The 26421-nt window shown below is 59.1% G+C and carries 27 protein-coding genes; 18 read left to right on the top strand and 9 right to left on the bottom strand.

The window, feature by feature from the left end:
* Positions 1–40: 40 nt before the first annotated feature.
* Both HLH21_RS04250 and HLH21_RS04255 read left to right on the top strand, forming a co-directional pair.
* On the top strand, positions 41–1390 hold the full coding sequence (locus HLH21_RS04250) for an aspartate aminotransferase family protein (RefSeq protein WP_182941636.1): 1350 nt from the start codon (positions 41–43) through the stop codon (positions 1388–1390).
* Between the two features lie 39 nt (positions 1391–1429).
* Entirely contained in the window at positions 1430–1843 is a 414-nt protein-coding gene (locus HLH21_RS04255; RefSeq protein WP_182941638.1) for a tautomerase family protein, read from the top strand.
* A 278-nt stretch (positions 1844–2121) separates the two neighbouring features.
* Here the strand turns inward: HLH21_RS04255 and HLH21_RS04260 are convergent, their stop codons facing one another.
* The 3 genes from HLH21_RS04260 to HLH21_RS04270 all read right to left on the bottom strand — a co-directional run bounded on the left by HLH21_RS04260 (position 2122) and on the right by HLH21_RS04270 (position 5276).
* Positions 2122–3195 carry an IS4 family transposase gene (locus tag HLH21_RS04260; RefSeq protein ID WP_246379193.1) on the bottom strand — a complete coding sequence of 358 codons (1074 nt, stop codon included), beginning with the start codon at positions 3193–3195 and terminating at the stop codon, positions 2122–2124.
* 78 nt (positions 3196–3273) lie between these two features.
* Positions 3274–4167, bottom strand: a complete 894-nt coding sequence (locus HLH21_RS04265; protein WP_182941702.1) for an NAD-dependent epimerase/dehydratase family protein — start codon at positions 4165–4167, stop codon at positions 3274–3276.
* 2 nt (positions 4168–4169) lie between these two features.
* Entirely contained in the window at positions 4170–5276 is a 1107-nt protein-coding gene (locus tag HLH21_RS04270; protein WP_182941642.1) for an alkene reductase, read from the bottom strand.
* Positions 5277–5423: 147 nt separating this feature from the next.
* On the opposite strand from HLH21_RS04270, the gene HLH21_RS04275 reads away from it, so the two are divergent.
* From HLH21_RS04275 to HLH21_RS04285, 3 genes are all read left to right on the top strand, one after another.
* Positions 5424–6338: a LysR family transcriptional regulator gene (locus tag HLH21_RS04275; RefSeq protein ID WP_182941644.1), complete on the top strand. Its 915-nt coding sequence runs from the start codon at positions 5424–5426 to the stop codon at positions 6336–6338.
* A gap of 92 nt (positions 6339–6430) precedes the next feature.
* Positions 6431–7387 carry a CYTH and CHAD domain-containing protein gene (locus tag HLH21_RS04280; protein ID WP_182941645.1) on the top strand — a complete coding sequence of 319 codons (957 nt, stop codon included), beginning with the start codon at positions 6431–6433 and terminating at the stop codon, positions 7385–7387.
* A gap of 123 nt (positions 7388–7510) precedes the next feature.
* Positions 7511–7726 carry a hypothetical protein gene (locus HLH21_RS04285; RefSeq protein ID WP_182941647.1) on the top strand — a complete coding sequence of 72 codons (216 nt, stop codon included), beginning with the start codon at positions 7511–7513 and terminating at the stop codon, positions 7724–7726.
* A gap of 4 nt (positions 7727–7730) precedes the next feature.
* Here the strand turns inward: HLH21_RS04285 and HLH21_RS04290 are convergent, their stop codons facing one another.
* Positions 7731–8228 (bottom strand): L-2-amino-thiazoline-4-carboxylic acid hydrolase, encoded by a 498-nt coding sequence (locus HLH21_RS04290; protein WP_182941649.1) that lies wholly within the window; start codon positions 8226–8228, stop codon positions 7731–7733.
* 216 nt (positions 8229–8444) lie between these two features.
* Between HLH21_RS04290 and HLH21_RS04295 the strand changes: the two genes are divergently transcribed.
* Positions 8445–9380: a DMT family transporter gene (locus HLH21_RS04295; protein WP_182941651.1), complete on the top strand. Its 936-nt coding sequence runs from the start codon at positions 8445–8447 to the stop codon at positions 9378–9380.
* Positions 9381–9404: 24 nt separating this feature from the next.
* On the opposite strand, the gene HLH21_RS04300 is transcribed toward HLH21_RS04295, so the two are convergent.
* Positions 9405–9692 (bottom strand): DUF1330 domain-containing protein, encoded by a 288-nt coding sequence (locus HLH21_RS04300; protein ID WP_182941653.1) that lies wholly within the window; start codon positions 9690–9692, stop codon positions 9405–9407.
* A gap of 232 nt (positions 9693–9924) precedes the next feature.
* Entirely contained in the window at positions 9925–12276 is a 2352-nt protein-coding gene (locus HLH21_RS04305) for a TonB-dependent receptor (protein WP_182941655.1), read from the bottom strand.
* Positions 12277–12829: 553 nt separating this feature from the next.
* Between HLH21_RS04305 and HLH21_RS04310 the strand changes: the two genes are divergently transcribed.
* On the top strand, positions 12830–13936 hold the full coding sequence (locus tag HLH21_RS04310) for a purine-nucleoside phosphorylase (RefSeq protein WP_182941657.1): 1107 nt from the start codon (positions 12830–12832) through the stop codon (positions 13934–13936).
* Between the two features lie 26 nt (positions 13937–13962).
* On the opposite strand, the gene gloA2 is transcribed toward HLH21_RS04310, so the two are convergent.
* The gene (gene gloA2 / locus HLH21_RS04315; RefSeq protein ID WP_182941659.1) at positions 13963–14346 is read right to left on the bottom strand and encodes an SMU1112c/YaeR family gloxylase I-like metalloprotein; all 384 of its coding nucleotides are present in this window, start codon (positions 14344–14346) and stop codon (positions 13963–13965) included.
* A gap of 143 nt (positions 14347–14489) precedes the next feature.
* Here gloA2 and HLH21_RS04320 point away from each other — a divergent pair, with 143 nt between their 5' ends.
* Positions 14490–14690 (top strand): hypothetical protein, encoded by a 201-nt coding sequence (locus HLH21_RS04320; RefSeq protein ID WP_182941661.1) that lies wholly within the window; start codon positions 14490–14492, stop codon positions 14688–14690.
* A gap of 324 nt (positions 14691–15014) precedes the next feature.
* Positions 15015–15971, top strand: a complete 957-nt coding sequence (locus tag HLH21_RS04325; RefSeq protein WP_182941704.1) for an ion channel — start codon at positions 15015–15017, stop codon at positions 15969–15971.
* Between the two features lie 50 nt (positions 15972–16021).
* Here HLH21_RS04325 and HLH21_RS04330 read toward each other — a convergent pair whose 3' ends face one another.
* Positions 16022–17212, bottom strand: a complete 1191-nt coding sequence (locus HLH21_RS04330) for a polysaccharide biosynthesis/export family protein (protein ID WP_246379203.1) — start codon at positions 17210–17212, stop codon at positions 16022–16024.
* Between the two features lie 209 nt (positions 17213–17421).
* On the opposite strand from HLH21_RS04330, the gene HLH21_RS04335 reads away from it, so the two are divergent.
* The 9 genes from HLH21_RS04335 to HLH21_RS04375 all read left to right on the top strand — a co-directional run bounded on the left by HLH21_RS04335 (position 17422) and on the right by HLH21_RS04375 (position 25694).
* On the top strand, positions 17422–18726 hold the full coding sequence (locus tag HLH21_RS04335; RefSeq protein WP_220789667.1) for a glycosyltransferase family 4 protein: 1305 nt from the start codon (positions 17422–17424) through the stop codon (positions 18724–18726).
* Positions 18727–19463: 737 nt separating this feature from the next.
* Positions 19464–20657: a capsule biosynthesis protein gene (locus HLH21_RS04340; protein ID WP_246379206.1), complete on the top strand. Its 1194-nt coding sequence runs from the start codon at positions 19464–19466 to the stop codon at positions 20655–20657.
* An 8-nt stretch (positions 20658–20665) separates the two neighbouring features.
* Entirely contained in the window at positions 20666–21454 is a 789-nt protein-coding gene (locus HLH21_RS04345; protein WP_182941665.1) for an ABC transporter permease, read from the top strand.
* Entirely contained in the window at positions 21451–22098 is a 648-nt protein-coding gene (locus tag HLH21_RS04350; protein WP_182941667.1) for an ABC transporter ATP-binding protein, read from the top strand. The genes HLH21_RS04345 and HLH21_RS04350 overlap by 4 nt, the downstream gene beginning before the upstream one ends.
* A 532-nt stretch (positions 22099–22630) precedes the next feature.
* Positions 22631–23395 (top strand): glycosyltransferase family 2 protein, encoded by a 765-nt coding sequence (locus HLH21_RS04355; RefSeq protein WP_182941669.1) that lies wholly within the window; start codon positions 22631–22633, stop codon positions 23393–23395.
* Positions 23389–24009, top strand: a complete 621-nt coding sequence (locus HLH21_RS04360) for a PI-PLC domain-containing protein (RefSeq protein WP_220789668.1) — start codon at positions 23389–23391, stop codon at positions 24007–24009. The genes HLH21_RS04355 and HLH21_RS04360 overlap by 7 nt, the downstream gene beginning before the upstream one ends.
* A gap of 2 nt (positions 24010–24011) precedes the next feature.
* On the top strand, positions 24012–24626 hold the full coding sequence (locus tag HLH21_RS04365; protein ID WP_182941671.1) for an HAD family hydrolase: 615 nt from the start codon (positions 24012–24014) through the stop codon (positions 24624–24626).
* Between the two features lie 4 nt (positions 24627–24630).
* The gene (locus HLH21_RS04370) at positions 24631–25368 is read left to right on the top strand and encodes a glycosyltransferase family 2 protein (protein WP_182941673.1); all 738 of its coding nucleotides are present in this window, start codon (positions 24631–24633) and stop codon (positions 25366–25368) included.
* Positions 25365–25694, top strand: coding sequence for a cupin domain-containing protein (locus tag HLH21_RS04375; protein WP_182941674.1), 330 nt, complete (start codon positions 25365–25367; stop codon positions 25692–25694). The genes HLH21_RS04370 and HLH21_RS04375 overlap by 4 nt, the downstream gene beginning before the upstream one ends.
* Positions 25695–25941: 247 nt before the next feature.
* On the opposite strand, the gene HLH21_RS04380 is transcribed toward HLH21_RS04375, so the two are convergent.
* Positions 25942–26367: a transposase gene (locus tag HLH21_RS04380; RefSeq protein WP_408871355.1), complete on the bottom strand. Its 426-nt coding sequence runs from the start codon at positions 26365–26367 to the stop codon at positions 25942–25944.
* Between the last annotated feature and the right edge of the window lie 54 nt (positions 26368–26421).

A 26421-nucleotide genomic window follows, 5' to 3' on the forward strand; every position in this document is an offset into this window, starting at 1 on the left:
ACGGCGCGCGTCACCTGGTATCAGGATACGGGATCGCACAATGACGCAGCTTTCCGACGATTTCGACTGCCCGGCCGCCGTGGCGGAGGGGGCGTACTGGCTTCCGTTTTCCGCCAACCGCCGGATGAAGGCCAACCCCGCGCCGCGCATCATCGCGCGGGCGAAAGGCCCCTTTTATTATACCGAGGCGGGCGAGGAACTGTTCGACACGCTGTCGGGCCTGTGGTGCACCCCGCTGGGCCACGGCCATCCCCGGATCGTCGAGGCGCTGAAGACCCAGGCCGAGACGCTGGATTACTGCACGGCCTTCCAGGTGACCAACCCCGTCACCGTCCGTCTGGCCGGGCGGATCGCCGAGCGGGCGCCCCAGGGCCTGAATCATGTCTTCTTCGCCAATTCCGGGTCTGAATCCGTCGATACGGCGCTGAAGATCGCGCTGGGCTATCACCGCCTGCGGGGCGAGGGAAACCGCTTCCGCATGATCGGGCGGGAAAAGGGCTATCACGGCGTGGGATTCGGCGGCATGTCGGTCGGCGGCATTGTGCCGAACCGCAAGATGTTCGCCAGTGGCATGATCCCCGGTGTGGACCACATGCGCCATACCCACGACCCCGCCCACATGGCGTTTTCACGCGGGCAGCCGACCTGGGGCGCCGATCGCGCGGACGATCTGGAACGCCTGGTCGCGCTGCATGACGCCTCGACCATCGCGGCGGTCATCGTCGAGCCGATGCAGGGGTCGTCCGGCGTCATCGTGCCGCCGGTCGGCTATCTGCAGCGCCTGCGCGAGATCTGCACCCGCCACGGCATCCTGCTGATCTTCGACGAGGTCATCACCGGTTTCGGCCGTATGGGCGCGAATTTCGCGGCCGAGCGTTTCGGCGTGACGCCCGACATGATCGTCTTCGCCAAGGCGATCACCAACGGCGTGGTGCCGATGGGCGGCGTGATCGTCAGTGACGAGATCTACAACACTTTCATGGCCGGTCCGCCCAACGCCATCGAATTCTGCCATGGCTACACCTATTCCGGCCATCCGCTGGCGGCGGCGGTGGCCCACGCCGTGCTGGACGTGATGGAGGAGGACGCGGTGCTGGAGCGCGTGCGCGCGCTGGAACCGGTGCTGGAGGAGGCGGTGCACGCCCTGCGTGGACTCAACCTGGTCGCGGACATCCGCAATATCGGCCTGGCGGCGGCCATCGACGTTGCGCCGGTTGATGGCGCGCCTGGCGCGCGGGGGCTGTCGATCTTCGAGAAGGGGCTGGAATCGGGCCTGCTGCTGCGTTGCACCGGCGACACCATCGCCTTCGGCCCTCCGTTCATTTCCACACCGGAGCAGATCCACGCCATGGTCGATGGCGTGCGGCGGCTGATCCAGGCCATCGACTGACCCGGCCTCCCTCACGTTTGACCAAAGAAAGAAAAACCGATGCCCTTGCTGCATTTTCACCTGATCGAAGGCCGTTCCGACGCCGAGGTCAGGACGTTGCTGGACGCCGCGCACGAGGCGATGCTGGAGGCCTTCCAGGTGCCGGCCGGCGATCGCTACCAGATCGTGTCCGAGCACAAGCCTTCGCGCATGATCGTCGAGGACACGGGGCTGGATATCCCGCGCACCCGCGACGTGGTCCTGGTGCAGATGTTCAGCCGGCCGCGCGGGGACGAGAAGAACGCCCTGTTCTATCGCCTGCTGGTCGAACGGTTGCAGCACGCGTGCGGCATCGCGCCGTCCGACGTCATGATCTCGGTGGTCGAGAACCAGGACGCCCACTGGTCCTTCGGCCATGGCCGGGCGCAGTTCCTGACCGGGGAATTGCCCGGCCCGGCCAAGCCGGCGGCCTGAGGCTTTGCCCCCCAATCCCGGATAAAACGACTGGGTTTCCAAAGGGCTATGCCCTTTGGTGGGTCAAGGGCAAAGTCCCATAGGCGCGAAGTTAATATTTTCTGAGGACTTGAGCTTGTGAGCTTCGTTTCCGGGGTGATTGTGCCTGTCTTCGTCGAAAGCGCTGGATGACGTCATGCCTGTCGAGCCAGATGGGAGGGAGGATGGCATATCTGAGGATTTCGCGCGCTTTTTGCCATGCGGCCCAGAGGAGACTGTATGTGGGCTTGGGTCTGCCCTCAGGCTGAGGGGGAAACGCCGACGATCTCGCTGGCGAGATCATCGGTCATCACGGCGGCGATGAGATGCGCCAGCAGCCATGTCCTGGCCAGTGCGGGATTTGCGGCAGGCAGGCGGTCAATGCCTCCGAGGGTTTTCAGTCGTTTGAAACCGATTTCGACCTGCCAGCGGTGACGGTAGAGGGCAATGATCTGCTCGGCCGGGTGCTTGTCGCGTGAGAGGGATGTGAGCAGGATCAGAAAGCCTGCGGCCTCGGCAGTGCGAGGGTCGAGTTTATGGCCGTTCCTGCTGGCCTTGCGTGCCTTCTTGCGACGCGCCGTCCCGGCGCCCTCGGCAGGCAGGCGCTGGATCACCAGACGCAGCGGCTGTGCTATCCCCTTGACGTGAACGTCGCGATCGCACGGTAAATCGTCATTAGGCAATGTCGTCATCACATCGAGCTTTTGACCCGAGGCATCGTGCAGGCGCACAGCGCGCCATCCCATCCTGGTGATGAAGTCGCTGCCCTGGCTCAGCACGTCGTGAAAATTACGGACCCGGGCGTAGCCCCGATCGGTGATGACGGTGCGTCCCGCACCGACCGGCGTATGGGCCGTTTCCTCGGCGATCCTGTCGGTTGTCAGTTGCAGACTGGTGAAACGGCCTCGGCCGGGGTCGTAGCAGGCATGCAGCTTCCACCGTCCGCCACGGCCTGGAGCGCAGATCACCGAACCGTCCACCAGCGACAGGGTCAGTCCGGCTTCGTCGGAGGGGGAGGGCACCCCAGCGCGCGAGGCCAGCAGGCATCCGAGGATATGAGACAGCCAATCGCCCATCCCACGCAAACGGCCCTCCACAGCCTTGTCGCTCAGTTCCGCAATGCCCGCATCGCCAGCACGGGCCGCCGCCGCCCGCAGGGACTGGCCTCCCGGGCCATACATAAGTGCCAGGCGCAAAAGACCCTCCGCACTCCTGACTTTGCGGACACGCCGTAGAGCACCAGTTGTCCGGCTCGTCGCCTCAAGATCCACCACCGCGCCAATCACGCGAACAACAGACCGCCAATCCCCGCGAAGAAGAGATACAGAACTCATCCCTCCCTTGAATCACAATCCAAACACTGAACTCAATCAATTATCTTCGCGCTCATGGGGCAAAGTCCTTGCCTTGGGTCAGCGCGGCATTTCGGTCTCGATCCAGTCGGTGACCGAATGCCGTGTCGGCGCCCAGCCCAGTTCGCGGCGGGCTTTGCCGGCGCGGACGCGGCTGTTCGACCCCAGGGCGAAGACCGCCAGTTCACGGCCCCAGCGGGCCACGGCCTCCGCCGCCGGCCAGGACTGCGCCGGCCCCAGGCCCAGCGCGCGGGCGATGGCGCCCACCAGCGCGCCGAACGATTCCTCGCCGTTCTCGACATAATAGAAACTGCCGGCCGGGGCTTTTTCCAGCGCCAGCAGGTACAGCTCCGCCATGTCGGCGATATGGACGTTCGACCAGATGTTCAGCCCGCGCCCGATATAGCGGGCGATGCCGCTTTCCTTCGCCTGCGCCACCAGGGGCGGGATCTGCACGCTCTGCGCGGGCGCGCCCAGAGTGGTGCCGTAGATCAGGCTGTTGCACAGCACGACCGTGCGAACGGCGGGGGCGGCCGCGACGATCAGCCGGTTCAGGGCGACGCGATGTTCCTTGTCGGGCGCGGGCGTGACGGGCGTGTCCTCGGTGAAGATGGCGTCCGACGGCTCGCCCATCGCCTCGTCGCCGACCAGGCTGGTGCCGCTGGTGTGGATGAAGGGCTTGCCGCTGCCCGCCAGGCCGGCCAGCAACGCCAGGACCGCGCCCTGATGGTCGCTGTCGGCGGCGTTGATGACGGCATCGGCGGCGCGGGCTTCCGCCATCAGCAGGGCCGCGTCGTCCAGCGTGCCCATGACGGGGATGATGCCGTGGGCCGCGACGCCCGCCGCCTTGTCCGGCGAACGGACCAGACCACGGACCTCATGCCCCTTGCCAGCCAGCAGGGCGGCGACCGAACCGCCGATATAGCCGCTGGCGCCGGTGACGAAGATCTTCATGGTCATGCACTTTCCTGCTGGTAGGTGGGATAGTCGGTGTAGCCACGCGCGCCGCCGCCGTAATGCAGGCCGCGGTCGGCGGGGCGGAGCGGCCAGCCCTGTTCCAGCCGCGCCACCAGGTCGGGATTGGCGATGAACGGCTCGCCGAAGGCGGCGATGTCGATCAGCCCCGCGTCGATCAATGTTTCGGCGCGGTCGCGGGTCATGCCCCCGGCCAGGATCAGCACGCCCGTGTAACGCGCCCGGAACCGGGCGAGGAAATCGGGCGGGATGGCCACGCTGCCGCGTGATTTCTGGTCCATCAGATGGACATAGGCGAGGCCGCGTCTGCTGAATTCGTCCGCCAGGAACAGATAGGTGTCCTCGATCTCGGGATAAGGCTGCATGTCGAACAGCCCGCCATAGGGCGAAAGGCGGATGGCGGTCCGTTCCGCGCCGATGCGGGCGATGACGGCGTCGATCGCGTCCAGCACGAAGCGGGTGCGCCCCTCCAGCGTGTCGCCGCGATAGGCGTCGGTGCGGTCATTGACGGTCGGGTTCAGGAACTGCTCGATCAGGTACCCGTTCGCGCCGTGCAGTTCGACGCCGTCGAACCCGGCCGCGATGGCATTGGCGGCCGCCTGCGCGAAATCGGCGATCACGCCGCGCACTTCGTCGGTCGAAAGCGCACGGGGCCGTGACACATCGACCGCGCCCGGCACGCCGTCTTCCGTCATCCCCCAGGCCTGGCTGTCGCGGGCGATCCGCGCCGTCGAACTGACCGGTGCGACGCCGCCGGGCTGGTTGCTGACGTGGCTGACCCGCCCGACGTGCCACAACTGGGTGAAGATCACGCCGCCCGCGTCATGGACGGCATCGGTGACTTTGCGCCAGCCCGCGACCTGGTCCGCGCGGTACAGGCCGGGAATGCACAGGAAGCCTTCGGCGGTCGCCGAGATCGGCGTGCCTTCGGTAATCAGCAGGCCCGCCGTGGCGCGTTGCGCGTAATAGAGGGCGGTCAGATCATCCGGCACGCCGTCGGGCGTCCGCGCACGGGTCATCGGCGCCATCGCGACGCGGTTGCGCAACGTATGGCCGGCCATGCGGAACGGCTGAAAGAGACGATCCATCGAAACGGGTTCCTTGCAGGACGATCGCAGGCGTCTGCCTGCCATCCGGGTGGCGTGGTCCGTGAAATCTGGTCCGGATGGCGGCGCTTGATAATTCGGCGAAAGGGCACATCATTTATGAGGATGTTTCACAGATCGGATGGATAGATGGATAACCGGGCCGGCGAGATGATGGTCTTCACCCGGGTGGCCGAGGCCGGCAGTTTTTCCGAGGCGGCGCGGCAGACGCGCATGACGCCCTCCACCGTCAGCAAGCTCGTCGCCCGGATCGAGGACAGGCTGGGCGTCCGGCTGGTGGAACGATCGACCCGGCGGCTGTCCCTGACCGACGAGGGGCGGCTCTATTACGAGCGCAGCGTGGCCCTGCTGTCGGAGCTGGACGCGATCGAGGGCGAACTGACCCATGGCGCGTGCAATGCCGGCGGCACGGTGCGGATCAATGCCTCGGTGGGGTTCGGCGTGCGGGGGATCGAGCCGTTTCTGCCGGAATTCTGGCGGACCTATCCCAACATCGTGGTCGATCTGTCGCTGTCGGACGAGATCGTGGATCTTTACCTGGATCGGACCGACATTGCGTTTCGGGTCGGGCCGCTGGCCGATTCGGGTCTTGTGGCCCGCAAGCTGGGCACCGCGCGGCGCATGATCGTGGCCGCGCCGGATTATCTGGCCTGTCGCGGGACACCGCGCACCGTTGCGGATCTGCCGGCCCATAATTGCCTGGGCTTCAATTTCCGCCGCGCCGCGCCGGTGTGGCCGCTGCGCGACGGGGGGCGCGCCGTCGAGCGGGTTGTCGGCGGCACCCTGCTGGCGAACAATGGCGAAACCGTCCATCGCATGGTGCTGGCGGGTGTCGGGCTGGGCCGCCTTGCGGATTTCCATGTCCGTCACGATATCCGGGCCGGTCGTCTGGTGGAGGTGCTGGCCGAGGCCGGACAGGGCGAAATGGAGGATGTCCATGCCCTGTATCTGGGCGGGCCGCGCGTGCCGCAGCGCATTCGCCTGTTCCTCGATTTCATGGCGCCGCGGATGCAGGCCTTCCTGCGCGATGCCGCGACGGCGTGATGGCGGTCCGGGGCGGTCGCGCAATTGGCAGTAGATGACGCGGCCGCTTGCCGTTAGGGTTGACGGGGAACCCTTGGGAACGGAAGGGGATCATGCCCGACATAGTGGTGCCTGCCATTCCTGACAGCCTGAAGGCCGGGCCGGTCGTGCTGGGTCATGGGGATACGGTGCGGACGGCCGCGTGCACCATCATCGCCGCGATCCATGCCCATCTGGCCGCCAATCTGGATGCCGCCATCGACGGGCGCAATCCGGAGGGGGTGCATCAGGTGCGGGTGGCGCTGCGCCGCTTTCGCGTCCTGGCCGGGCTGTTGCGGCGCGACAGTCCCAACGTGGTGCTGGACGGGGCGTCGGGTCATGCCCGCACGCTGGCCCATGGGTTGAACGACGCGCGCAACTGGGACGTGTTCACGATCACGACGCTGCCGGGCCTGGGCGCGCTGGCGCATGTCGGGGTCGATGCGCCAGGCGTGCTGGGCCCGCTGGCCGGGCCTTTGCGACAGGGGGCGGCCGACACGGCACGGGCGGCGCTGGGCGGAACCGAGGCGCGTCGGTTCGTGTATCTTCTGGAACAGATGATCGACGGGGCGGTCTGGATCGCGCCGCTGCCGGCGACGGTCCAGCAGACGCTGGACGAGCCGGCCGCTGATTTCGCCGCACGTCATCTGACGCGCCTGCACCGCAAGGCCCAGCGCCAGGGGCGGGACCTGGCGCTGCTGGCGCCGGAGGAGCGGCACCAGTTACGCCTGACCCTGAAGAAATTGCGCTACACCGCCGAATTCTTCCAGTCCTTGCATGCCCCCGGCACGGGGGCGGCCCCCTACATACGTCGCCTGTCGCGCCTGCAGGACGTGCTGGGCATGGACAGTGACGTGCTGACGACGCGGGCCCTGCTGGCGCGGATCGGCGAGACCGCGCCGGGGCCCGACATCCAGTACACGCTGGGCGCCGTGGCGGGCTTCCTGTGCTGCCGCCAGGCCGCCATGCAGGACAGGACCTATGCCAGGTGGCGCAAATTCAGGCGGCAATCCGTCTTCTGGCACGCCTGACCCCGACTGTCATCAAACCATCACGAACTGTTCTTGCGGCTGTCGTTGCCTGTGGGGCATGGACCGTGCTCTTGCACGTACGTCTTCCGTTGGCATATCGCCGTGAACGAAGGGACCTGCGTCATGTTCAAATCCGAGATCGTCGAGATCGACGGCGTCTTCGTAGGGGTCGTCATCCAGACCCGGCACGATGGCGCACGGGTGTTTCGGGCCATTCATGAATGGCTGCGCCCTTTGAACGGCCAGATCATGTCGTCGCTCCAGGAGGCGCGGAACAGCGCCACCGGACAGTTCCGCCGCCGCCGGGTGGCGTCCTGCCTGGCCGCCGCCGCAAGCTGATCGGCTACCGGATGGGGCGTTCGGGGCCGGCAGGCGCCAGGCGATAGCGGAAATCGCAGTGGGATGCGCCTTCCATGATCGTCTGGGTGCGGGTGAAGACGATGTCGGGATTATAGCCGGCGCAGAACTGCCCGTCGCGATTGCAGGAAAGCAGCGGCCCCAGTTCGCCCAGCCCCATCGCGCGATACATCTCGGCATAACGGCAGCGGGTCACGTCGAATTCCAGGATGTCGGCCCGCGCGACATGCACCGTCAGTTCCAGCGCGTCCTCGGCCGTCCACAGGCGCAGGGCCTCGGCGAAATCCGCAAGGTCCGGCATGTGGCCCAGCGCCGCGCGGAAAGATGCCCCCTGGTCCACCGCCGAGCGTGTCACCGCATCGCGGATGGTGTCGCGCGCGACCTCCGCCCCGTGGGAGGCCGCCAGCACGTCATGGACGCGGCGCAGGATATCGGCCTCGATCCGCCGGCGTTCGATGATGGGCACGGGCTGCTGTGTCGACATGGCGTCCTGTCCCCGCATGCCTGTGCAGCGACAGGCCGAATGTTTCGATTGTGGCGATGTTCCGATTGCCGTGCGGCGCAGTCAATATTATCGAAGCGAGAACGTTTCGCTATCCGGACGTCGGGGCGGTTCGTATCGTAGCGCAGGCGGAACATCATGTCGCAGCAGCCCCCCAGGCACGTAGCCCCCAGGCCCGAAGCCTACAGACGCGAAGCTATGGGGATCGCGTTCGCGTTCATCTGTCTGGCCATCGTGGGGGTCATGCCCATTATCTCGGCCAGCCGTCCGGCCGGGTCCGATGCGCTGAGCTTCGCGTTGCTGATGTCGTTCTGGCAACTGGTCTGCTCGCTGCCGCTGGTGTGGCGCAAGGGGCAGGCCGCCGATGTGATCCTGGGCCGTGTCCGGACCACCGTGCCACGCGGCTGGATGCATGCGGTGACACTGGGCACGGGCATGATGTTCGGCCTGTCGACCTATGTGTTCGTGCTGTCGGTCGACAAGGCGGGCGAGGTTTCCACCGCCATTGCGCTGCAGGCCTATCCGCTGTTCTCGATGCTGTGGGAGGTCGTGTTCCTGGGCAAGCGCAAGAGCGGGCTGGAACTGGTCTTCACGCTGCTGATGATCCTGGCGCTGGTCTATCTGGCCACCAATGGCACCTTCCGGATCGAAGGCCTCTCCCTCTGGTTCCTGGTGGCGCTGGGCACCCCTCTGTTGTGGAGCGTGGCGCACGTCGCGTTGAAAGAGGTGCTGGACCGCAGCGCCATCACTCCGGCGCAGGTCACATTTTCTCGCCTGCTGGTCTCGACCTGCTTCCTGCTCGTGCTGTGGCTGGCGGTGGGTGGCGGGCAGGCGGGGCTGCGGGAGGTCATGTCGCCCCGCTTTCAGGAGCTCGCCCTGCTGCTGGGGGCGATCTACTACCTGGAACTGCTGACCTGGTTCCATGCGGTCCGGCATGTCGATGTGTCGGTCGCCAGTTCGATCACCATTCCCGCACCCGCCCTGACGATGCTGATCGGGGCCGCGTTCCTGCATGTGCCGGTACGGTCTTATCAGCTCGCGGCCATGGGCGTGATCGTCGCCGGCATGTACGGGCTGCTTTATGCCGGCAGGCGCAAGCGGGTGGCGGCCGGCCGCATCCCTGCGGTGTCGTGACAGGCGGGGCCGGCCGGGTGCGCCTTACGCGCCCTGGACGATGACCACCCGATAGGCCGATCCCCGGTGCCGGTGTTGGGCGACAGCCTGGTAGGCCGGGCTGTCGTACCACGCGCGGGCATGGGCCATGGTGGGAAATTCCACGATCACGACCCCTTCCGGTGCGGCGCCTTCCAGAACGTCCTGGGTGCCGTAGGCGGCGAGAATGCGGACCGGATGGCCGTCGAAGGTCGGCGCCACCGCCTTCATGTAGGCGTCGAGTTCCGCCTGGTCCGTGGTGTTTTCGCGGGTGAAGACGATATAGGCGGACATGTCCCGGACCTCCTGACGAGCGCGGCCGCCTGTGCCGGCGGCTCTGGGGTCGAGACTGGCACGGCACGCGGGTTTTCCAAAAGGGGCATTGTTATTTTCGCCGTCGCCTCGCCAGCCGTACAGACAAAAGACCCGCCCTGCCGGCAGGCAGGGCGGGTCTTTGCCACGCGGGACCACGGAGCGGAGGGGGCGCGGCCGATGCCGCCCGGCCCGTCCGCCCCCACCGGTTCGATCAGAACGCGGTCGAAATCGTCCCGGTCATGGAGAAGCGCGGTTCCACCATGAAGGAGTTGCCATAGCCGGCATAGGGGGCTTGGTTTCCGCTCCAGACGGGGTTCGTAGTGTGGGTGGAGAGGTTCACATTGGGGTCGCTGCCGCGATAGACCACGCCCATCGGGCCGGTGCGGACGATGGACCCGGTCAGGTTCGTGAAGTTCAGCCGGAAGGTCGGCGACTTGGCGAACAGGAACGGCGCGAAATGATACCCAAGCGACAGCGTGTCCGTCACATAGCCCGGGATGCGCTGGTCCCCGGCCACGCTGACCGATTGCGGGCCGGTGTAATGGACGTTCCCATTCGCGAAGAACCCCTTGTAGGTGTACGTCAATCCGAAGTTCGCCATCACGCGCGGCGCCATGACCGCCTGCGTGCCCTTCGAATGGATCAGCGTGTTCGTATAGGGGTCGGGCACGTCGCTGTCCTGCGTGGCATGGAGATATTCGACCGACGCATAGGGGCTGAAACCGTGGATGGAACGGCCCGCCACCATCATGTCGAAGCCGCGCATGGTCTGGTTGCCGATCGAGAACGGCAGGAAGCTGTTCATGCCGATGTACTGATTCACGATACGGTTCGTGACGTTGTAGTTGAACAGCGCCACATCGGCGATGATGTATTTGTCGTGATACCGGTATCCCAGTTCTTCCTTGATGGAATACTGGTTTTTCAGGAAATTCGGGCTGGTGGGCCGCCATCCCATGTCCACCGCGCTGGGCTGGCGATAGTCGCCCTCGGCGTTGACATAGATCTGGTGATGCTCGTTGAACGTGTAGCCGATGGACAGCTGCGGCAGCGGTTCGGTCGTGTTGGTGCTGTAACGGCTGTACGGATCGGCGGTCCAGCTATTGGCCATCACGAATTTGAAGCCGGCATGGATCACCAGCTTGTCATGCAGGTATTTCGCGTTGTCCTGCACGAACAGGGAATGGAGTTCGTAGCCAGCATCCTGCCCATAGGGCGCCGTGGTCCTGTAAAGCTCCCACGGGTTCGGCGGGGTGCCGTCCGCGTTCGTCTGGCCGCTGGGGTAGGACTGGAGCGTGTAGTTGTTCTCGTACCAATATCCGGCCGAAAGCTCGTTGTGCGGATCGATCCGGTATCCGAGCTTCGCCACCGCGCCCACCTGGCGCGTCGAGTTCTGCAGGAAGAAGTTGGTCAGGTTGGGGCCGGTGTACGGGCCGCCCGCGCCATTGTCGATCGGATTGCCCGGAGATGCGTCCCAGCCCTGGCCGAAGCTGAAATAGGGCTGCAGGTCGAAGCTGAAGCGCGCGGGCAGCACCAGATGGATCGGCGCGGTCAGGAAGACCTGGTTCCAGTGATCGTTGTTGTTTTTCCAGTAGTTATCGCTGGTCGGGTCGGCGGTGCGGCCGTATCCCGTTCCGGTCTTCTTGTATTGATAGAACTCATGTTCCGTCGGATAGTTGTCGATGATGAAATCTTCATTGTTCCACGACAGGAAGACTTTGGCGGTCGAGCCGTTTTCCCAGTCCTTCTGGATGCCGAAATCCAGATGCCGCCGATCGTTGGCGCCCGCGCCCATCCAGGGGCGGTTGTGCGTATGAGAGAACGAGATATAGCTGCGTACGCCGCTATTGCCGATATCACCGGATTCAAGGCGCAGGAACTCGCGCGACAGATTATTCGTCCCGTAGGAGAAATCCATCAGCCCGCCGAACTTATGCGACGCGGTGTGCGAACGCTCGTCCATCACGCCGCCGGCCGCCGACATGACCGGTATGTCGGTCGCCGAGCTGCCCGGCGTCACGTTGACCTCCTCCAGGTTTTCCGAATCGATGTCCTCGGCCATGTATTTCGCCGCGGCGGCCGGCGCGCCGTCGATCATCAGGCCCATGTCGAGGTCGGTCAGGCCGCGCACCTGGATCATGCCGCCCTGCATGCCGGCGGTGTCCGGCGTCGACACGCTCACGCTCGGCAGGTTCTTGATGAGGTCGAGCGCGGTGCTGGTGGGCGCGCGCATGTCGATATATTCTTTCGCGACGGTCTGCACCGCATGGGGCGCCGTTTCCAGCCGCATCATGCCGCCGCCGCCATTCAGGGCCTGCCGCGAGGAGACGACGGAAATGTCTTCGGCGCTTCGCGGGGCCGTGGCTTGCGGGCGCGGGGCCGGCGCCGTGGTGGGCGTGGGATGATGCGCGGTGGCGGATGCCGGGTGAGGAAGGGTGGAGGCCGTCTGGGTCGCGGCGGCCGCCGGGAACTCCGGCCATGCCGCGATACAGACCACACCTGCCAGGCAGGACATGGCCCGCAGCCGATTTCGTAACCCCGGTGTCCGATGATAGCGCGTCATTCTCTGTTATCCCTCATTCTTTCCACCAGTCACGGCACGCATTCCGTCCTGACTCGCGTTATATCGTTGCTTGGATGTGGCCCTGCCTGACAGGAGGCAACCGTTTTGTCGCCATAGAGTGATGGCATTCAGGATCCATGAACCGAAAGATGGCGTTTTCGCAGGCTGGCGCCCGGCCGGGACGCCTCGCCCTGCAACACTATGGAACCGATGGAGGTTCAGTATCTGTAGTGGGAAGGGCGTCAATCAATCGGTCGCAATCGGCATTATAATTGTCTGCACCTTCCCGCTATTCCCAGATTTCGCGTTGGCTGCTGTCCTGTCCGCAAATATCTTCAGGAACGGTCCGGAATCGTTACATAATGTGTAACGGAGAATGCCTCAAGGATAAAAAAGGGAACAGATCGTTGCCGTTTTCCGAGCGGTCGGACCATCAGGGAAGCCGGCCATTGCGGCCAGATCCTGCCTTGCGAATCAATAGCGTAAAGGCTGCCGCATCTATATCATTGTTGAAATGATTGCGGCGTCGGGAAGGCGGAAAGGAAGGCAGGCAATGAAGCGGCATCTGGTGTGGGGATATGTGGCGCTTGCGGTGATCGGCCTGTCCTTGCCCGCGCGTGCGGCCGAGGAGGTGCGGGCGGTCGTGGTCGCGAATTGGGAAAATGGCGCCGATCGCGGCGACGCGCCCGGTGAGTATCAGGACTGGGTGGAGCGCGCGCATCTGGACACGAAAATCGCGGTCCGAGGCGCGCCGGACGTCGTGCGCCGAAATCGTGCCGGTCTGTATGGTGTGGTCCTGCGACATGGCGTGACCGACCTCGCGGCCTTCGTTCTGGACCCGCGTTTCGACTTTCACCACACGTACTGGCTGTTTACCGGCATTTCCGGCATCGATCCGCACGCGGCATCGGTGGGCAGCGTCGCCTGGGCGCGTTGGGTGGTGGATGGCGATGCATTGCGCGAGATCGACGATCGCGACATTCCAAAGGATTGGCCATATGGCCTGTATGCCATCGGGGCGTCGCGTCCGGACATGTTGCCGGCGAATCCAAACCATTACGGGTCGGTGACGGACGTCGCGGAACTGACCAAGGCCTATCCGCTCAACCAGGGGTTGGCACGCTGGGCTTTCGCGATCAGCCGCAAGGCCGTCCTGGCCGACGATCCGGACATTGCCGCCCGGCGGCGGGCATGGACAGGTTTTCCCCAGGCACAGCGACCGCCTTTCGTCCTCATGGGCGAAACGTTGGGCGCCGAGCGCTACTGGCACGGCGCTGGGCGCAACCTCTGGGCGGAGAACTGGGTGAAGCTATGGACCGGCGGCCGGGGGCTGTTCGTGATGACGAACGAGGAAAGCCAGACCTATCAGCGGGAAATGCGGACATTGGCCTCTCTCGGATTTGTCGACGCCAGCCGGATCATGGTCCTGCGGTCGGGCAGCAATTTCGCCCTGCCGCCGCCGGGCGTGCCGGTGACGCAGTCGATGGGGGACGAAGGACCGGGGCAGGCCGTGGCGTTCGACAATAACGAACGGGCCGGGGCGCCCGTCCTGACCGAGATCCTGTCCCATTGGGACCGGTATCGCGATCGCGTTCCCTCTATCGGGCCGGACGATCCGGGCGTTTCCCTGCCGCGCCCGATCGGCCCTTATCCCCGATGATGCCGGGGCAGGAGAATGCGCGCGGCTCATCGGACCTGATATAGTTCCAGCGGCAGGCCGTCCGGATCGGCGAAGAAGGTGAAATCGCGGCCGGTCAGTTCGTCCGTCCGGACGGGTTCGACGTCGATTCCCGCCTGTTGCAGATGGCGGATCGCCGCCGACAGGTCGGCCACCGCGAAGGCCAGGTGCCGCAGGCCGCAGGCTTCCGGACGTGAAACCCGGGGCGGCGGGGCGGGAAAGGAAAACAGCTCGATCTGGGTGGCGCCGACGGCCAGGTCGCATTTCCACGACGCGCGTTCGGCGCGATAGGTCTCCCGGATGATCGGCAGGCCAAGGATGCGGCAATAGAAATCCTTCGATCGCGCGTAGTCCGAGCAGATGATGGCGACATGGTGAATGGCGTCGATCATGGGGCAGGGGTCCGATAAGGGGGGGATTGTCTATTCATGCCATGGCTGGCGGTGCGGCGACAGGTGGTCTCTTGCGGTGTGGCGGCGCCACCCCAGATTCCAACCCGTGGGCGGTCCTGCCCGCCAGGCCCCGGAGGGATTTCATGAGCAGCACACCGGAATCGGTCGCCGCCGATCTGTTTAACCGCTACGGGTCCGATGCCCTGGCGATCGCCCAGACCCACCTGGATGAAGCCCGGCAGGCGGGGGACGAGCGCATGGCGCGGCAGTGGATCGCGGCCTGTGACGAGATACGGCGCCTGCATGCCGACGAAGACACGGTCGAAATCGACCTTGACCGATAGGCGAAGCGGTCGGGGCTCATCAATTCGTGATCGGTAGGGCGCGCAAGCCATACTATGACATCACCGGATCGGCATCTCGTCGTGTAGTGTCCCCAAAAAACGGGGAGGCTCATCATGGCGGCATGGGTTCAGTCCGCGATATTGTTTCTTCTGGCTGTGGGATACATCACCTTGGCTGTAACCCATTGACGGTTGACGGAGAGGTGTTTCCAGCGTCGTCGATATCATCGCAGCGCATGAGGCCCCCGCAGATTTTCCGGATACGCGCCGCGTTTGTTCTGCGCCATCCTGCGCGGAATACGAAGGCGGCGAGGATGTCCGGCAATGGTTCAGAATACGGTTCCGTCGGAATCCGCCGACGTGGGCGGACCGAAGGCGGCGCCACGTGCTTCGCACAGGAAGCGGGCTGTCTTCGGCCTGCTTCATCATCATGCGCTGGAGGACAGGGGGCATGATAATATCGTCCGTATCGGTCATGCCGACCGGGCCTGGTCCGATCTGTACCACCATGCGCTTACCATTCGCTGGGGCACGTTTTTCTGGGTTTCGCTGGCGCTCTACATTCTGATCAATGTCGGTTTCGCGCTTTTGTACATGGTCGTTCCCGATCAAGTGACGGGGGCGCATCCACACGCGTTCTGGGATTTCTTTTTCTTCAGCATCCAGACCCTGTCGACTGTGGGATATGGTGTGATGGCGCCCATCGGGCCTGTCGCACATGTCGTTGTGTCGTTCGAACTACTGGGCGGCATGATCCTGAACGCGGTCGCCACCGGCCTTGTCTTCGCCCGTTTTTCCCGCCCCAAGGCACGGGTGATCTTCAGCGACCGCGCCCTGATCCGCACCGAAGACGGGGTCCCGCACCTCAGCGTCCGGATCGCGAACCGGCGGCTCAGCCCGATCCTGTCGGTCAGCCTGGAAATGTCACTGGCGCGCCTGATCGTGCAGTCGAACGGTCGACTGGCCCGCCGTTTCGATCCGTTGCCGCTGATGCAGTCACATGTGCCGGTTCTGCGTTTCGCTTTTCCCCTGCTGCATGTCATCGACGGCAACAGCCCTCTGAACGGCCTGGACCTGGACCAACTTGCGAGGGAGGAAGCTGAGATCGTCGTTACCCTGACCGGCACCGACGAGGTCTCGGGGCAGACGGTCTTTGCCCGCACAGCTTACGGATTCGACCGGGTTCTGTACAATCATCGCTTCGTCGACATCATCGACGCTGCGCCCGATGGGCGGATTACCGTGGATTATACGCGGTTTCATGCGACGGAGATGCATTGAAACTGAATGTCTTATGGGTAACTCTGATTGGGTTCAACGGAGGATAAGACTCACTTCGCAACGTAGGCAGCGGTAATTGCGGGGCTGGTTACTGCACCGATCAAGCCAAGGAATTTATACAGCTTGTTGACCTTCGCATTCGAAACGTAAATGAGGTCCTTGTCTTTCATGACAAACTTCTGGGCAAGGAAGTAATTTGTCGGGTTCATAAAATCAATATTGTAGATAATTGGTGTTCCGCCAGGTTTCGGCACGAGCCCGAGTCTCTGCGCGACTTCGTCGCTCTCGTAACGGAAGAGAAAGACTGCGTTGGCGTCGGCGCGCTCGTCAGTCGGTCCGCCAATTCGCGCTATAGCTTCGTCAAGCGTGAGTATGGGGGTGTTGAATGGAGTCTGGGTTACCTGAGTTGCACCAAATACCGTATAAGTACGGGGCAGGTAGATGACCTGGACGTTGTCTCCCGGCATGAGCGGAATATTCTGGTCCGGGTTGTTTTCGAGCGTACGCAAGGGGATACGTCCGGTCACTCCATGCCGCGTCAAGAGCACCATGCTATCCTCGGACGAATGGGTCGCGCCACCCCCCATGGCAATGATGTCCAGAAGCCCTTCATGGGCGAGGGTAAGCATCTGACGCCCAGGGCGATGAATGTCCCCCGAGACGATAACGGAATTATGAAGGTCGGTCATGACCCGCACGATGACCTGAGGGCTTTGTGACTTCGAGGCCAGTTGGTTTTCGATCATCTTGGCAAGTTGGGGGGGCGTTTCTCCCGCAACGTGAATGCGACCGATGTAAGGAAAAGGGATCGATCCCTGATCGTCGACTTCGATGGGTGGAAGGGCCTCAAGGCTGGCGGTGGTATTGCCTGCCCCGCTTCCAGCGCTTATCGGACCTGCCGTCGTCCGTCCTCCCGACATTCCACCGCCTGAAAATAGACCGCTGCCGATTTCGAAGACGGAGATCGAAAGAAGGTCGCCGGGGCCAATGGCTCCATGTTCCCCTTGACCAGGCCCTTCTTTCTGGAGGGTGGAGAGGAGGGGAGGCTTTTCACTTTGAAGTACGTCGACCGTCTTCGGTGTAAACGGTATGATGGTGAACCCGATTTGGTTCAGTTTCGGGTCCTTTTCGGCCTGCAGGATCTGCGAACTGACCGGGCCGCTGCTGGGCAACGCACTACACCCGGCCAGCATAATGGAAATGGCCAGGATACGAGCAACGGATGCGTAGCAGTCAGTCATGTAATCCATACGGGCTAATACGATGTCGCGGCTCTTATGCAGCGTTCAAAAATATTATGCAAGAACGTCGAATCTTGGACCTTGTTATCTCGCATGCCCTAGGCTAAAAAGTCAAATTCGAAAAAAAACCTCAACGAGTGGCAATGTACGATTCCGGATATCCAGTTTTTAAGTGAAATATGTCTGCCCCGTTTTTAGGGTGAGGTGCCTTGCTTCGTGATCTTCCCACTCGTGTTGGTATTGACGGCTTCAATCTTGCGCTGCCGCGCGGAACAGGTATTGCAAGTTACGCGCGTACGCTGACTCATTGTCTCAAGGCAATGGGATGCGGTGTAGATGTTGTCTACGGCATGAATATTTCTCATCAAACGCCGATTGCTCTGCGTGAGGTATTTTTCTTTGATGGTTTAGACCAGGAGGCGGTGGCCCGCAGGCCTCCCAAGCCACTGACATTGCGTTGGTGGCGGGACCGTAGGGCCGATATTGTCGGGCATGCGGCGGTCGATGTGCCGATCACTGGCCGAGTCGACGCGCGTGGATTTGCACATCGCTTGCCGGCGTTTGATCGGATTCTAAACGTACCAAGGCTTTATCATGCCGCTGCCCGGCATTTCCGGTATACTGGTCACTTCCTGACGATCACTATCCCCGACCCTCCGGACATTATGCATTGGACCTATCCTTTGCCTATTCGGCTGAAGGGTGCGCGGAATATTTACACCGTTCATGATCTGGTTCCGTTAAGTCTGCCGCAGACGACGCTTGACGATAAAAACTATTATTTCAGATTAATGCACAAACTGACACAGGAGGCGGATGCACTTTGTACCGTCTCAGAGGCATCGCGAACTGAAATCCTGTCGTTTTTTCCGGATGTAAGTGAGCGACTGCATAATACATATCAGTCGTTTCAGCCGATCGTTTCGACAGATGGTTCGCGTGATGACGATACTGCTTGGGAAATTGAAGGACTATTCGACCTGCGTCTTGGGGAGTTTTTCCTGTTTTTTGGATCGTTGGAGCCTAAAAAAAACATCGGCCGCTTGATTGAGGCGTTCCTTATGGCGCGGACGGACTGCCCTCTCGTCATCGTGGGGGCGATGGCTTGGAAATCGGAAGCCGAATTGCGCTTTCTGGAGCGGGGAGTTGCCACCGGCCGAATACGGCAACTGGAATATCTGCCTGCATCGATGTTGATGGCGCTGATTCGAGGTGCGCGCGCGGTGGTTTTTCCATCGCTGTGCGAAGGCTTTGGGTTGCCCGTGCTGGAGGCGTTGTCATTCGGCACGCCAGTATTGACCTCGCGAGAAGGTGCTCTGCCGGAGGTGGCGGGAGAGGCGGCGCTGTTCGTGGATGCATATGATACATCTTCCATCGCTGCTGGGATTGAGGAGCTCGATAGGAATGATGCGTTGCGAGCAAAACTGAGGAGTCTGGGGCCGCAGCAGGCGGCTCGCTTCAACATGAAGCGATATGAAGAACGGCTATCGAAAATGTATGAAGCCGTCTTATAATTTCTGTATTTAATATCAATACTTTCTAAGTAGTTGAGGTTTGATTGACACTTGGTGAGAGTCCGGACCATAAATGTTTGGGGAGGGTTTACTTTCGGTGGAGCGGATCAGTCGCGTATATTGAGTGATAGATACCATGCGTCTGACGCGACAATAGTTGCCTCGGTAACGCGAGTGAGGCGTCTGCATCGATCGAGCCAGGCGAAGGGTCTCTCGACGCCTTACCGACGGGTACCGCCACGAACCCGTTCGCTTTTGTTTGTGCGGTTGACGTATCGAGCGTTGATTTGCAGCCGCTACCAAGGCGCTACGGAGCTTGTTGTCGGCATGAGCGCCATCGGTGGGAATCTGGTGCAGCCATGGGTAAATCCGCCTGATCGACACAGGACGCCCGGCGCTCGGTCACGGCCTAGATGACCCTCAGCCCTTGCGTATCGGCGTGAGGCGATTGCCGCCACGGGTAACTGGTCGTCACGATGTAGAGGATTGCTTCGACAAGACAGCACTGCGAAGGGCACTTGTATGCTTAATGCCCTCTCGCCGATACTGGAGCGCGGGTAATGTCAACCCAGACCTTTTGTGGTTTCACCGGCTGTCGTAAACTACAACCATTCTCAATCAATCCCCCCAAGTGATTACGGAATCTGGTCTGCCAGGAAAGGGTTGAATCACAAAAACATGATGCCTCTTGGTGCGCTCCTGCCGACCGGCATTCAGCAGTTGATTTTCCTCTCCTGATGATGCACCTGTTCCCCATGGACGGGTTTGAAATTTCAGGCAAGACGATAGCCTCAACCGGCTCCGCACTCCTCGCGATTCCGCGGGGCTTTAGCCGCAGAAGTGGACTTCGAAGGGCTCGGTCGTTTCTGTTGGTGGTTATGTTGCCCACTTTCGTCGCGGCAGTTTATTATTTTTTGATCGCCGCACCGCAATATATTTCGCAGGCCGAATTCGTCGTGCGGGGAGCCACATCTCAGCCTATGGGAATGCTGAGCAGCCTGCTAGCGCCTGAGGGCGGGTCGACGGCCGATGAAGATTCCTACGTCGTGCAAGATTATCTGGCGTCTCGCGACGCAGCGAGAACAATGCTCCGCACGCAGGGGGTGGCCGCGATGTTCAATCGTCCCGATGGCGATTGGCTTGCTCGGTTTCCCAATGTCTTTACGGGGACGAGTTTCGAGCATTTTTACCGCTATTATAAGCGGCATGTACTTGTCGAGCTCGATACATCGACATCCATAACGACCCTTCGGGTTCGCACCTTCCGTGCCCAGGATTCTCAAAACGTCGCAACGGCTCTACTTGTCGCAGCGGAGCAACTTGTCAACCATATGAACGAGCGGCAACGCGCCAATATGATTGGCAGTGCGGTGAAGGAAGTTGAGGAAGCGCAAGATCAACTGCGGGATGTGGAGGTACAAATAGCCACTTATCGCAATCGAGAGGCCCTGCTGGACCCACTGAGGCAAGCCACCCCGATGCTATCGAACATCAATGATTTGCAGGTGATGTTGACCTCGGCGAAGATGCAGCTTGCTCAAGTACAGGCAGAATCGCCAAGTAGCCCCTCCATCCCCGTATATCAACGTCGGATTTCAGTTTTGGAAGACCAGATTGCAAGGTCGAATAAGGAAGTTACCGGGTCAAAGACCTCGCTTGTTCCTAAGATCACGGACTATGACACGTTGGTGATTAGAAGGGAACTTATTGAGAAGCAATTGGCTGCAGCGGCTACGGCTCTGGAAAGCGCCAAAGCCCAGGCAAATCGCCAGCAGGTCTATCTGGAGGAAATTTCCCGTCCCGATCTGGCCGATTATGCCGTGTATCCACGGCGAATCATTGATGTGCTGACCGTATTCGCGAGTTTTTTGACGGCCTATTTAATGGGTAAGCTGATCATTAGTGGCGCGCGAGAGCACCAGATCGTTTGAGTGTTAAGATGAATACGCCGTCGCTTTTCACACTGTTCCGGGTGCAGACGCGGGTGATCGGCGCACTGCTGATACGTGAATTGCATACGCGATTTGGTCGGGAGAATCTTGGCTATTTATGGATAGTCGGGGAACCGATCTTGTTTTGTGCGGGGGTTGCCATCGTCTGGACAGCTATACGCCCCGCGCATGAACATGGATTTCCGACGACGGCTATCGTCATAACGGGCTATGTTCCGTTGACAATGTGGCGTCATTGCTTAAGCCGCGCGATTAACGCTTTTAGCGCGAACGGAAGTCTTCTGTTTCACCGACAGGTGACACCCTTGGATCTAATTCTTTCTCGGGTTATCCTTGAGGTTATGGGCGCCTTAATCGCAGGCCTGCTTGTTGCAGTGGGAGCGATTATGCTGGGCTTCATGAAGCCTCCAGTTGATTATGGATTGGTTTATCTCGGACTTTTTTACCATGCCCTGTTTTGTCTTGGGACAGCGCTTTTAGTTGCACCATTGTCGGAGAGATCTGAACTTTTGGAAAAAATGGTTTCCATCGTTTCATATCTGTCAATACCGTTGTCAGGCGCATTTTCGATGGTTGATTGGATATCACCACATTATCGCTGGATTTTGTTGCTTTCCCCAAGTGTAAACAATATCGAAATGGAGCGTGCTGGACAGTTTGGTTATGCTGCACATGCCCATTTCGATCTGGTCTATGACACTTGGGCTACGGCCATTCTGATTCTTTTGGGTCTGTCGCTGACGCTTCGGGTTCGGCGCCATATATTGGTTCAATGATTCGCTGCATCGATCTGGTGAAAGAGTATCCAGCACACGGCGGTCACCGACGTGTGCTGGATCGTGTCAATTTTCAACTTGATCGCGGGCAGAGGCTTGGGGTTCTAGGTCGGAATGGTGCGGGAAAATCGACGCTCATCCGCATCATCGGCGGGGTGGAGTTGCCCACATCGGGGCGTGTCGAGCATACGATGTCTGTGTCTTGGCCACTGGCGTTTGGGGGGGCATTTCAGGGAAGTTTGAGCGGTCTGGATAATCTGCGTTTTATTTGTAGAATCTACGATCTCGATTACCCGGCCACTCGAGCATTCGTGGACGATTTTGCCGAACTTGGTCGGCAATTAGGGGAACCGGTCAAGACCTATTCCTCAGGTATGCGCGCGCGCCTTGCGTTTGCGCTATCGATTATCATCGAATTCGATTGCTATCTTATTGACGAAGTCATCATGGTTGGTGATGCGCGCTTTTTGACACGATGCCAGGACGAGTTGTTTGGAAAGCGGCAGGACCGAGCACTGATTATTGTCTCCCATGATATGGGTTTTATCCGCGAACATTGCGATCATGCTGCTATCATTCACAACCGTCATTTTCTGTCTTATGATAGTGTTCATGACGCAATCGAAAATTATGACAAGTTATAATCATTCATTTTCACGGGATCGTATTGAATAAATCCGTTAATAGATAAAAATTTCCGTGGCATAACGTGGATGGCAGTGGCACGGAGGGTGGTAAAAGACGTCGCCTACATGCCAATATTGTTGATGGAACAGTGTGTTTCGGCGCTATCGCTAGTGGATCACGCGTACCGCCGACATAATCGATTGTGTCATATGCCATCGGATTAAAGAAAGTTGGCTTCAGCCGAAGCGCGTGACTGTTTATGCGGTGGTTGAGGCCCAACTTTACGTGCGTGCGGCTGACCAAGATAGCTTTCCAGTTTGTCCTGACACGATAAGCGCATGGCATGTAGAATTTTGCTCCACTATTTTGGAGGATTGATAACGGATGCCGCTCACCGGGTGCGTCGCTGATCGGGGCCACCACCCTAGATTAAAGTGGGTCGGGGTCGAAATGAGACCTAAGCTTGGATCGCAGAAGCTACTTTTCGCATTATCAAAAATAGGTTTCTGAGATACAATTTTTACACGAAAACGATGGTGTATAAATATCATGTTAAATATTGTGATCCCCATGGCCGGCCGGGGAAGTCGATTTGCATCGAAAGGGTATCTGGACCCGAAGCCGTTGATTCCTGTGCACGGCATACCAATGATAAAAATAGTTATCGACAATCTACGTCCGAAGTACACTAATCATAGATTTATTTTTATCTGCCAGCGGGATCACGTAAGAAATTATGAACTGAAAGAACGTTTTCAGGTGTGGGCGCCTGGGAGTGTTGTGGTTGAACTTGAGGGTGTTACTGACGGGGCAGCTTCTACAGTATTAAAGGCCAGAGAATTCATAGATAATCAAGATCAACTAATGATTGCAAATAGCGATCAATATGTAAATATAAATGTAGATACATATTTGTATAAAATATACGAAGAAAAACTTGATGGACTCATCATGACGATGACAGCACACGACCCGAAGTGGTCGTTCGTTTCTTTGGATAGTGATGGGTTCGTTAATAAGGTTGTCGAAAAAGATGTGATATCTGACGAAGCTACGGTCGGAATTTATAATTTCAGCAGAGGCCAGGACTTCGTGCGTGGCGCCGATATGATGATTGCAGCCAATCGAAAGAGTAACGGGGAATTTTATGTTGCACCGGTTTACAATGAACTGGTGAATGCGGGATCTCGAGTGGGAATTTATAATATTGGAGCGGAGGCTGATGGTATGTATGGTCTAGGCATACCGGAAGATCTTGAATTCTTTTTATCTCACCCCGTCTCAGCGAAGATCAAGGAACTTGCATCATGCTAATTCTGAGCCACCGAGGACTATGGGTAGCGGATCATGAAAAGAACGCGCCGATTTCTTTTGATCGGACATTGATGTACGGTTTCGGGACAGAAACCGATGTGCGGGATCATGGCGAAAAGCTTGTTATTTCTCACGATCCGCCACGTGGAGATGAGATTACACTTTGCGACATTATTGAAAAATTCAAAGAAAAAAACTTGTATCTTGCTTTGAATATTAAGGCTGATGGGCTCTCTCAAAAAATAAGCCAGATCATGGCCGCATCTCACATTCCATGGTTTGCCTTTGATATGTCGGGGCCTGAGATGATTAGATATATCCGTGCGAAACTTCCAATTTTCACGCGTCATAGCGATGTAGAGCGGCATCCTATTTGTTATGATGAGGCTGAAGGGGTATGGTTAGATGCTTTCTATTCAGATTGGTTCGGGCCAGATAATGTTAGAATGCACCTAAGCGCGGGCAAAAAAGTCTGCATAGTATCACCTGACTTGCATGGTCGTGATTATGGCCACGTTTGGGAAGGATTGAGGACGTCTGGGTTGGCATCTCATCCTGATGTCATGTTATGCACGGATTCCCCTGATAAGGGGCGCGCTTTTTTTGGAAGTTAATCATGATTCGCGCAGTTATATTTGACATGGATGGCGTTCTAATTGATGCCAAGGAATGGCATTACGAAGCTCTTAACCGTGCTCTTGGGTTGTTCGGTTATGAGATCAGTCGTACAGATCATCTGATGTCTTTCGACGGATTGCCCACGCGACGCAAATTGGAGATTTTATCTCAAACTGATGGATTACCCGTCGGCTTGCACAGTTTTATTAATGCCATGAAGCAAGACTATACAATGGAAATTGTACACTCCATGTGCAAAGCAAATTTTGTACAAGAGTACGCATTGTCGCGTCTAAAAGCACAGGGTTTCCTCGTTGGTGTGGCGTCGAATTCAGTGCGGAGTACCGTCGAGGTCATGATGGAGAAGGCCCAACTTGCTCGATATATGGATGTGATGCTGTCAAATCAGGACGTCTCCAGGGCGAAGCCAGACCCAGAAATTTACCAACTGGCAATGCAGCGCTTGGGTATCAAGCCGGAAGAAACGCTAATTGTCGAAGACAACGAAAATGGTATTTGCGCGGCTCGTGCATCGGGTGCTTGTGTTATGGTTGTAAATGACGTTTCGGACGTAAATTGGGATAATATTAACAAGCATATGAACGAGAGCTAGCAACGTGACAACAATTCTTATTCTGGCTGCGGGTGAACAAGTTCAAGATCCCGCTCGTGGTAACTACCCTCTTTTTTTGTCTGAAGTGAGGGGAAAACTATTAGTGGAGCAGTTATTCTATTCTTTTCAGTCTCTCGCGCCGCGTAAGTTTATATTTTCCGCCCGAGAACAAGACGTGCGGCAGTATCATATCGACAATATTCTTAAACAAATTGATCCCAACTGCGTGTTAATTAGGGGGCGTGGCCTTACTAAGGGCGCGGCATGTACAGCGTTGCTGGCAATTGATCAAATTGATCCTGATGAGGAGTTGATTGTTACAAATGCTAATGATCTAAGTGATGTTGACTTAAGAACCGTCATTAGACATTTTAAAGACGTCGGGGCGGATGCTGGTACTATTACGTTTGAATCTCTGCATCCTCGCTATTCTTATGTTCGGATAGACAAGGATGGGATGGTACAGGAAGCTGCGGAGAAGAGCCCTATAAGTCGGCATGCAACGGTGGGACTCTTTTGGTTTGCCCGGGGCGAGGATTTTTTGACTGCTGTACAAAAAATGATTCGTAAAGACGTTAACATTGGTCAGAAATATTATATCTGTCCGTCTTTGAATGAGCTGATTCTATTGGGAAAGCGTATTGCTACTTGGCAGCTTCAGCTTAATGAATACCATCCTTTCAAGTCTGCTCAGCAGCTTAATTCCTTTGATAACATGTTGGATGTAGGGCGCTTTTCATGAAACATCATAAATTGGATGAAATGGTGAAGGGCTGGTTTGTGGGGGCGTTTGTGCCTTCCTGTTTGGCGACAGATCAATGTGAAGTGGCGATTAAGAGGTATGCGGTCGGGGAAAAAGAAGATCAGCATCATCACAAAGTAGCTACTGAAATTACGGCTATTGTGTCCGGACGCGTAATGATGTTCGAACGTGAATGGCAAGCTGGAGATATCATAACTATTGAGCCTGGAGAAGCGACTAGTTTCGAAGCATTGGACAATAGCGTAACGGTTGTCGTTAAAATGCCATCTGTTGCAGGGGATAAATATACGGGTCTGGCCGGCTAGAGCATAAACTGCCGCTGGCGCCCGACATGCTCGACCGCGTGCCCCGCGCGGCTCTGGAACATGGGCGCCCAGCCGGCGATCTGACCAAAACGGACGGGATGCCGGTCGCCTGCCCCAAATGAGCTTATTGCAACCGCCATCTCGTGAAAAACCTCTGGACACCTCAAGGAATGGCGCACCGTCGCCACTTGATACGAAAAGACAGCCTCTTCGTTCCTCGCTGTCCTTCACCTCGAGCATAATCTGATCAGTCTGGTTCATATCCGGCGGAAACAAAGCAGGCGGTAGCCTGCTTGTGAGAGATGTCGTCGATTGCGCCGCGCACCGCGTCCTGCAAGGCATCGAGGGTTCGGGGCGCCACTCGTCTGATCCAGGCCTTCATCTCGGCGAAGATGTTCTCGATAGGGTTGAAGTCGGGACTATAGGGCGGCAGGAACAGCAGTCGGGCGCCGACTGCCTCTACAGCCTCCCGCGCTTCGTTACCCTTATGTGCCGGAAGATTCTCCAGGATGACGACGTCTCCCGGTGACAATGTTGGAGCGAGCACCTGGCGAGCGTAGGCGGCGAACCATTCCCCTGTCATGTGGCCGTCCAGCATCATCGGCGCGGTCCTGCCTGAATAGCCCCTAGATTTCTGGACGCCCAGGCTCCTAAAAATGAGGACAGGAGGCATTGATGGGGAAGCCCAATTTCAGTGATGAGTTCAAGCGTGATGCGGTGGCGCAGA

It is taken from the genome of Gluconacetobacter johannae (assembly GCF_014174305.1).
In the GTDB taxonomy this organism is placed as follows: Bacteria; Pseudomonadota; Alphaproteobacteria; order Acetobacterales; family Acetobacteraceae; genus Gluconacetobacter; species Gluconacetobacter johannae.